The organism is Thermobifida cellulosilytica TB100 (assembly GCF_001517975.1).
In the GTDB taxonomy this organism is placed as follows: Bacteria; Actinomycetota; Actinomycetes; order Streptosporangiales; family Streptosporangiaceae; genus Thermobifida; species Thermobifida cellulosilytica.
The window spans coordinates 251,940-259,659 of the sequence record NZ_KQ950184.1 but is presented as its reverse complement, the minus strand read 5'-3'; the positions used below and the strand labels follow the sequence as shown (position 1 = coordinate 259,659).

Annotated in this window: 7 protein-coding genes; 2 read left to right on the top strand and 5 right to left on the bottom strand. The window is 70.9% G+C overall.

What is annotated here, in order from left to right:
- Positions 1–548 precede the first annotated feature (548 nt).
- Positions 549–1,847 (bottom strand): tyrosine--tRNA ligase, encoded by a 1,299-nt coding sequence (gene tyrS, locus AC529_RS15735; RefSeq protein WP_068758031.1) that lies wholly within the window; start codon positions 1,845–1,847, stop codon positions 549–551.
- A gap of 180 nt (positions 1,848–2,027) precedes the next feature.
- Here tyrS and AC529_RS15730 point away from each other — a divergent pair, with 180 nt between their 5' ends.
- Positions 2,028–2,840 carry an alpha/beta fold hydrolase gene (locus AC529_RS15730; protein ID WP_068758028.1) on the top strand — a complete coding sequence of 271 codons (813 nt, stop codon included), beginning with the start codon at positions 2,028–2,030 and terminating at the stop codon, positions 2,838–2,840.
- Positions 2,833–3,417 (top strand): TetR/AcrR family transcriptional regulator, encoded by a 585-nt coding sequence (locus AC529_RS15725; protein ID WP_068758026.1) that lies wholly within the window; start codon positions 2,833–2,835, stop codon positions 3,415–3,417. Before AC529_RS15730 ends, AC529_RS15725 begins: the two co-directional genes overlap by 8 nt.
- 30 nt (positions 3,418–3,447) lie before the next feature.
- Here AC529_RS15725 and AC529_RS15720 read toward each other — a convergent pair whose 3' ends face one another.
- The 4 genes from AC529_RS15720 to AC529_RS15705 all read right to left on the bottom strand — a co-directional run bounded on the left by AC529_RS15720 (position 3,448) and on the right by AC529_RS15705 (position 7,718).
- Positions 3,448–3,804 carry a DUF742 domain-containing protein gene (locus tag AC529_RS15720; protein ID WP_068758023.1) on the bottom strand — a complete coding sequence of 119 codons (357 nt, stop codon included), beginning with the start codon at positions 3,802–3,804 and terminating at the stop codon, positions 3,448–3,450.
- Positions 3,801–5,849 (bottom strand): sensor histidine kinase, encoded by a 2,049-nt coding sequence (locus AC529_RS15715; RefSeq protein ID WP_068758021.1) that lies wholly within the window; start codon positions 5,847–5,849, stop codon positions 3,801–3,803. Before AC529_RS15715 ends, AC529_RS15720 begins: the two co-directional genes overlap by 4 nt.
- Before the next feature lie 110 nt (positions 5,850–5,959).
- On the bottom strand, positions 5,960–6,883 hold the full coding sequence (locus AC529_RS15710; RefSeq protein WP_068758020.1) for a sirohydrochlorin chelatase: 924 nt from the start codon (positions 6,881–6,883) through the stop codon (positions 5,960–5,962).
- A 262-nt stretch (positions 6,884–7,145) separates the two neighbouring features.
- Complete coding sequence (locus AC529_RS15705; RefSeq protein ID WP_083948319.1) at positions 7,146–7,718, bottom strand: GTP-binding protein; 573 nt, start codon at positions 7,716–7,718, stop codon at positions 7,146–7,148.
- Between the last annotated feature and the right edge of the window lie 2 nt (positions 7,719–7,720).

Genomic DNA, 7,720 nt, shown 5'->3' with positions numbered 1-7,720 from the left:
AGCCACGGCAACCGCATCAGATTGTCAACCCCACCGGCAGCCCGAAAACCACCGGGAGAGTCGGAAACCGATTCCAGACCCGGAGGTCTTTCCTCGATTTCGCTTTCAGAATACCAGCCCTTTTCACTGGTCCTGACGGACCTCGGGAGGGTTTCTGGCATTCGCTCCTCCCGTCGGGGAGGAGCGGCAAGGAAAGGCTAGCAGTCCGCAGCGAGTGCTTCGGCCGTGCCTTTCCGGCGCTCGCGGACGTCCTGACCACCACGGTGATCAACGCACCCGCTTTCAACGCCTGCGCAAGCTTAGTTTGTTGTCCGAGGCATGTCAAGTAAAACCTCTTGACCGGACGTCAGCCCAGGTCAGTGAGGCCAGGGGACCTTGGTGCAGGTCTCGGTGCCTCGGGACCGCGCGGACGAGAAGTCCGTCCGTGCGATGCGTCAGGCTTCTTCTGTTGGCAGAGGGTCTCCTGCCCCCACCAGCAGACCGTCAAACATCCTTGGCGGAAAATTCTCGGTCGTGCTGCCGGTGGGGGCGCCGGCTCCTCGCGTGCCCTACTTCAGGACGACCCCGCCGACGTTGCGCTTGCCCCGGCGGAGCACCAGGTAGCGCCCGTGCAGCAGGTCCTCCGCGCCGACCCGGGCCTCGATGTCGGTGACCTTGGCGTTGTTCAGGTAGGCGCCGCCTTCCTGGACCGCGCGGCGGGCCGCCGACTTGCTGGGCACCAGCCCGGTGGCCGCCAGCAGGTCCACCACCGGCGGGAGCGCGTCGACCGGTCCTTCGAGTTCGACGTGGGGCACCTCGGCCAGGGCCGCTCCGAGGGTGTCCGGGTTCAGTTCGGCCAGGGTGCCCTGGCCGAACAGCGCCCTGCTGGCCTCGATGACGTTGCGGCACTCCTGCTCCCCGTGGACCAGGGTGGTCAGCTCCTCGGCCAGGGCCCGCTGGGCCGCGCGCGCCGCGGGGCGCTCTGCGGTCTGCCGCTCCAGGTCCTCGATCTCCTCGCGGGAGCGGAAGCTGAAGATGCGCAGGTAGCGCGAGACGTCCCGGTCGTCGGAGTTGAACCAGAACTGGTAGAAGGCGTAGGGGCTGGTCAGCTCGGGGTCCAGCCACACCGCTCCGCTCTCGGTCTTGCCGAACTTGGTGCCGTCGGCCTTGGTGAGCAGGTTGGTGGTGAGCGCGTGGGCGGGGCCGTGCGGCTCGTTGCCGTCCATCCGGCGGATCAGGTCCAAGCCGGCGGTGATGTTGCCCCACTGGTCGCTGCCGCCGATCTGGAGCGTGCACCCGTACCTGCGGTACAGCTCCACGTAGTCGTAGGACTGCAACAGCACGTAACTGAACTCGGTGTAGCTCATGCCCACACCGTCGAGCCGGCTCTTGACGGTCTCCCGGGCCAGCATCTGGTTGATGCTGAAGTGCTTGCCGACGTCGCGCAGCAGCCCGATCGCGCTCAGCTTGCCGAGCCACTCGGCGTTGTCCACGAGGATGGCGTCGGTGGGGCGCGGGGTCGCGCCCTCGGGGGTGAACTCCAGGAACGCGGCGAGCTGCCGCCCCAGGTTGCCGACCCACTCCCGGACGGTCTCCGCCGAGTTGAGGGCGCGCTCCGCGTTGGGCTTGGGGTCTCCGATCATCCCGGTGCCACCACCGACCAGGGCGATCGGCCGGTGCCCCGCCCGCTGGAAGCGGGCCAGGGTGAGCGCCTGGGTCAGGTGTCCGACGTGCAGGCTTCCCGCCGTGGGATCGAAGCCGCAATAGAGGGTGACCGGGCCATCGGCGAGCGCCTTGCGCAGATCGTCAAGGTCGGTGGTCTGCGCGATGAGTCCGCGCCACTGCAGGTCGTCGATGATGTCGGTCATGAGGTCTTTCCGTAGGACTCTCTGGTTCGGGGGCCGGGACGCACGAGGGATCACCGACCGCTTCTACGGTATCGGCTCGCCGCGGGAACCGACGCGACAGCCGGTCGGGGCGGCGCTCTTGCCCTCCCGTGGTTAATGGCATTAACTTGATGGTTAATCACTTTAACCAAGGAGTGGACCATGAGGTTCCTGAACCTGCGGGACGGCCGCATCTCCTACGAGCTCCACGGCGACGACCCCGCCGGAGCGCTCGTCGTGTGCGTTCCCGGCATGGGATCGGTACGGTCGAGCTTCCGTTTCCTCGCCCCGGAGCTCGCCGCGCGGGGATACCGGGTCGCCGTCACGGACCTGCGCGGCCACGGCGACAGCGACACCGCCTTCGACACCTACGGCGACGAGGCCACCGGGGCCGACGTCCTCGCCCTCGTCGAGGAACTGGGCGGAGGCCCCGCCCTGCTGGTGGGCAACTCGATGGGGGCGGCCGCCGCGGCGTGGGCCGCCGCACAGCGGCCGGACCTGGTGCGCGGCCTGGTGCTCATCGGCCCGTTCCTGCGGGACGCGCCGGGCGGGACGGCGCTGCGGCTCCTTCTCCGTCTGATGTTGCTGCGCCCATGGGGTCCCGCCCTGCTCGGGGCCTACCTGGGCAGGCTGTACCCGGGCCGCACTCCCGAGGGGCACACCGAGCACCGGGCCGCGATCACGGCGGGGCTGCGATCCGGCGACCGCTACCGCGCGATCAGGAGGACCGTGCTCGAAACCACCCACGCACCGGTGACCGCCCTGCTCCCCAAGGTCTCCGCCCCCGCGCTGGTGGTGATGGGGGAGGCCGACCCCGACTGGAAGGACCCCGCGGCCGAGGCGGCGTGGATCCGCGACCAGATCGGCGCCGAGGTGCTCATGGTTCCCGAAGCGGGCCACTACCCGCACGAGGAGCGCCCCGACCTGGTCGCCCCGGCGGTGCTGGAGTTCGCCGAGCGGACCGGCCGTGGCTAGGGCGGGGCTGAGCGTCGCCGCCGTGGTCGAGGAGGCGGCCCGGATCAGCGACGCGGAGGGGTACCCCAACCTGACCCTCGCCGCGGTGGCCAAACGGCTGGGTGTGACCGTACCGAGCCTGTACAAGCACGTGGCGGGGCTGGACGGGCTCCGCGGCCAACTGCACGTCCACTGCTCCCGCGAGTTCGCCGGAGTGCTGGGCCGCGCCGTGCTGGGCCGGTCCGGAACGGACGCGCTGCGCTCCCTGGCCCACGCCTACCGCGACTATGCGCGGCGGCATCCCGGCCGGTACGCGGCCTTGCAGCGGGCTCCTGCCCCGGACGACCCCGCGGGGCAGGACGCGGCCCGGTCGGTGCTGGAGGTGATCACCGCCGTACTGTGCGGTTTCGACCTGCCGGAGGAGTCGGTGATCGACGCGATCCGGGCGATGCGCAGTGCCCTGCACGGCTTCGTCTCCCTGGAGGCCGGCGGGGCGTTCGGGCTTCCGCAGGACGTCGACCGCAGTTTCGAGGTCCTGGTCGAGATGCTCGTCCGTTCGCTGTCGACCTGGCAGACGGCCCCCGAGCAGGAGCGGTGACGCCGGGCGCCCCTCATCCCGGTCGGGTGCTCACAGTGCGCGCAGCCCCTCCAGCACGGCGTAGAGCACGGACGCGGTGGGGTTGGCGTCGGGCGGGGCGCCCACGCGCAGGGAGCCCTCCGCGACCATGCCGCTGACCAGCAGCCGGGTCAGGCTCGGCGGGATCGCCAGCGCCGCGGCGATCTCGGCGATGGAGCACGGCGCGGCGCACAGTCGGAGCACCGCAGCCTGTTCGGGACTGGTCTCGTCCTCTCCCTCGGGGTCCCGGACCGCCACCACCATGCTGGCCAGGTCCAGCACCGGAACCGTGTCGTCGGTGCAGCAGGCGGTCAGCACGAACGGCCGCAGTAGCCGCCCCGGATCGGACTCGTGGATCGCCGCAGTCATGACGGAGCCCCGTGCCGCACCACCGTGTCCTCCTCGGAACTCACTGTCTCCTTGTCCTCCTCCTCGGGACTCGTCGTCTCCTCCTGGGAGTCAAAGTCGCCGTCCGTCTCCGTCAGCAGGGCTGGCGGGAGCACCACCCGGGCCAGGGTCCCGCCGTAGGGCGACGGCTCCAGCCGGACGGAGATGCCGTGCCGGGCGGCCAGCCGGGCCACCACGAACAGTCCGAGGCGGGGTTCGTCCGACAGGGTCATCACGTCGAACTCGGGCGGCTCGGCCAGCGTGCCGTTGGCCTCGGCGTACTGTTCGACGCTCATGCCCGGGCCCCGGTCCAGCACCTCCACGACCGTGCCGTCGGCGGTCGTCCTGGCCTCGACGTCCACCTGCGTGGGCGCCGGAGAGAAGTGGGCGGCGTTCTCCACGAGCTCGGCGAGCAGGTGGGTGACGTCCGCCGCCGCGTGCCCGCGCACCCTGACCCGGGCCATGGAACGCAGCCGCACCCGCTCGTAGTCCTGGATCTCGGAGGTCGCCGCACGCACCACGTCCACCAGCGGCATGGGGTCGTTCCAGCGGCGCGCCGCAGCGGCCCCGGCGAGGATGAGCAGGTTGTCGGCGTAGCGGCGGCCCCGGGTGACCAGATGGTCCAGGCGCAGCAGGCGGCGCAGGGCCACGGGGTCGTCCTCGGCGGACTCGATCTCGTCGAGCAACTGCAACTGGCGCTGGACGAGCTCCTGGTTGCGGCGGGCGATCCCCAGGAAGACCCGGTTGGCGCCCTCCCGGATCTCGGCCTGTTGAACGGCCGCGGCGGCCGCGGTGCGCTGGGCGGTGTTGAACGCGTCGGCGACCCGGCCGATCTCGTCCTCCCCGTATTTCAGCGCGGGCAGTTCCGCGGTGACGTCCACCCGTGAGCCGCTGCCGGCCCTGGCGACGATGTCGGGCAGCCGGGTGTCGGCGACCTCCATCGTGTCGGTGTACAGCCGGTGCAGCCGTCCGGTGAGCCGCCGGGCCAGACGCAGCGCGTAGACGATGGCGGCGCTCCCAGCCACGAGGACCACCAGGCAGCCGACGGCGTGCACGACGATGATCTGCACCGCCGAACTCTCCGCGGTCTCGAGCGCCGTCTCGGTCTGGGCGGCGACCAGGCGCTGGACCATCGGCTCGGTGTCCTCCATGGCACGGCGCCACTCCTCGGCGTCCACCGGAATCTCGGTGTTGAACGCCGGCTCGCCGGAGGCGTCGGCCACCGGGGGGCGGGACAGCACCTGGAGGCTGAGGTCTTGCAGGCTGATCCAGGAGGGGGACTGGTGCAGTTCCTGGTAGACGGGCCGAGCCGGGGAGCTCAGCTCCGGCTCGGCCCGTTTGAGGGTGTCGCGGTAGGAGGCGGTGAGGAAGGTGAAGTGCGCGGTTTCGGGGTACTCCATGGCGCCCGCTGCCAGCGCCCCGGCCAGCAGCGCGTCGGCCTGGGCGTAGCGGTCCTGGGCGCGCATGAGGTCCAGCGCGACGGAGCCGTCGGTGCGGGAGCCGTCGCCGTGCAACTGGGCCACGATGGCGTCGTCGACCAGCAGGATCGCCGAGATCAGCGAGGTGTAGTCCTGCAACGCCCTCTCCCGGCGGGTCTCGCCCCGGTCGACCTCCTCCCGTAACTCGGGCAGGTCCTCCCAGACGGCGAAGAAGTCGCGGACCCGGGAGGCGAGTTCGGTGTCGTCGGAGCCGAGCAGGGAGGCGATCCGCTCCCGCTGCCGGGCGAAGATCGCGTCGGTGCGCTCCCTGGTCTGCACGAGGGCGTCGTGGGTCGCCGCGGAACCGTCGCCCAGGTACACCTGGGTCGCCTTGCGTTCGGCGCGTAGTTCCGCGGCGATCAGGTCGAACGCCGCCATCCCGGACTCGCCTCGCTGGACCGAGGAGGCCAGGCGGAGTGCACTGGTGACCCCCGCAGCGGTCAACAGCGCCCACAGCAGCAGGAAGCTGACGCTGGGGATCAGCACCATCCGGGTGAGCTGGCCGCGGATGGCACCCCTACCGGTCGGGTTGTGCTTGCTCGTGCTCATGGTCATCCCCCTTTAGGGGACGACCGTACCGAAACCAATAGCTCTATGTGGTCCCTTTGTGACAACCAGTCATTGCTTTGTGGACAACTCCGCCCCGGCCGACCGCGGGGTCAGTTCTCCCGGCGGTGCCGCGCCCCCGCCGGAGCCGGCAGGTCCTCCAGGGCCGCCTGCTGCTCCACACCCAGGCTGTTGAGCATCTCGGCGTAGCGCAACGCCACGATCTTCGCCGTGATGGTGTTCGCTCCCAGGGGGGCGCTGGCCCTCGCCCCGTGCTTGCCCGCCAGGGCCGCGATCTCGGCGGCGGGGAACTCCTGGCCCACGATGCTGGGCGCGATCACCGGACGGCGGCATCCGGCGGCGGCGAGCTGGGCGAACGCCTGCTCCACCTGTGCGGGGTCGTCCAGTGCCGCGGGGAGCACCGTCACCCCCAGACGCGCCGCAAGGAGCACGGCGGTGATCCCCGCGGCGTTGAACGCGTCGGGACCGCCGGCCGAGCCGACCAGTACGCCGTCGGCCATCGTGTCGCTGGGCGCCACGACGCTGATCAGCCGCATCCGGTCGGCGCGCACGTAGGACGCCTCGGCCAGGCGCAGGTGCAGCGCTTCCGCGAGCATCGGGTGCGGGCCCAGCGGGTCGGTGACGCGGACGTTGACCCCGGTGACCCGGACGGCCTCGTCGATCGCGGCCAGGGTGGGCTGGTGCGGGCCGGCCACCAGGGGCACGATGACCGCGTCGCAGGGGTTGTTCCGCTGCTCTCCCTCGCGCCGCGCCACCTCGGCCAGGACTCCCGCCAGGCGGTCGGCCTCTCCGTGCGTGCGGGCGAGGTGGAGAGAGGTCTCGGGCCGGTAGGGGCGGACCAGGTCCACCATCTCCGTGGCGAAGTCGGTCCCGTCGGCCTCGTCCCCGGCTGGCCCGTAGGCGACCAGGACGAGTGGTGGCGTACCGACCCACTTGTCGAAGGACAGCGGGTCACGATGCCGTCCCGAACGTCGTCTCGGGGTGACACGGGGAGGAAGCCTGTCAGAATTGTGCATACCGTCTGAACTCACGCGAAAGATAGTAACGACTAGAGGTGTTGGGCCTACCGCGTCGATTCTCTGTGGTGAAAATCGCGTCGCGGTAACGGATCATCCCACGCTTTCGGCTTTCTGCCCGTCTCGGCGGAGCGGGATTCCCGCGCTCCGGTCGCCGCCGGACGCCGACGGACTCCTGCTCCACCGGTTCGGGAGGATCCCCGGCCCACCTCGGGCCTCCCGTCTCCCGCTCCCCCGGCCGGGCGCGGGGCGCGCCCTCCGCTCAGCGCACGGGCGGCGCGACCGCCTCGGCGATCCTGCGGCGCCGCATGACGTGCTGCACCAGGGCGACGAGCACTTCCTTGCAGGACTGGCGGACGCGGGCGTCGCACAGCAGGACCGGGACGTCCGCGGAGACGTCGACGGCTTCGCGGATCTCCTCGTCGGCGTAGTCGGGAGTGCCCGCGAAGCGGTTGACCGCGACGACGAAGGGGATGCCGCGCCGCTCGAAGAAGTCCACCGAGGGGAAACTGGTCTCCAGCCGCCGCGTGTCGGCGAGCACCACCGCCCCCAGCGCCCCCGCGGCCAGCTCGTTCCACATGAACCAGAACCGCTCCTGGCCCGGCGTGCCGAACAGGTACAGCACCAGCTCGGAGCTGACGGTGATCCGCCCGAAGTCCAGCGCGACCGTCGTGGTGGTCTTGCTCTCCACCCCCGACAGGTCGTCCACCCCCAGGCTGGCCTCGGTCATCACCTCCTCGGTGCTGAGCGGGGTGATCTCGCTGACCGAGCCGACCATCGTCGTCTTCCCCGCCCCGAAACCGCCCGCGATGAGGATCTTGAGCGCAGACGGCAGGG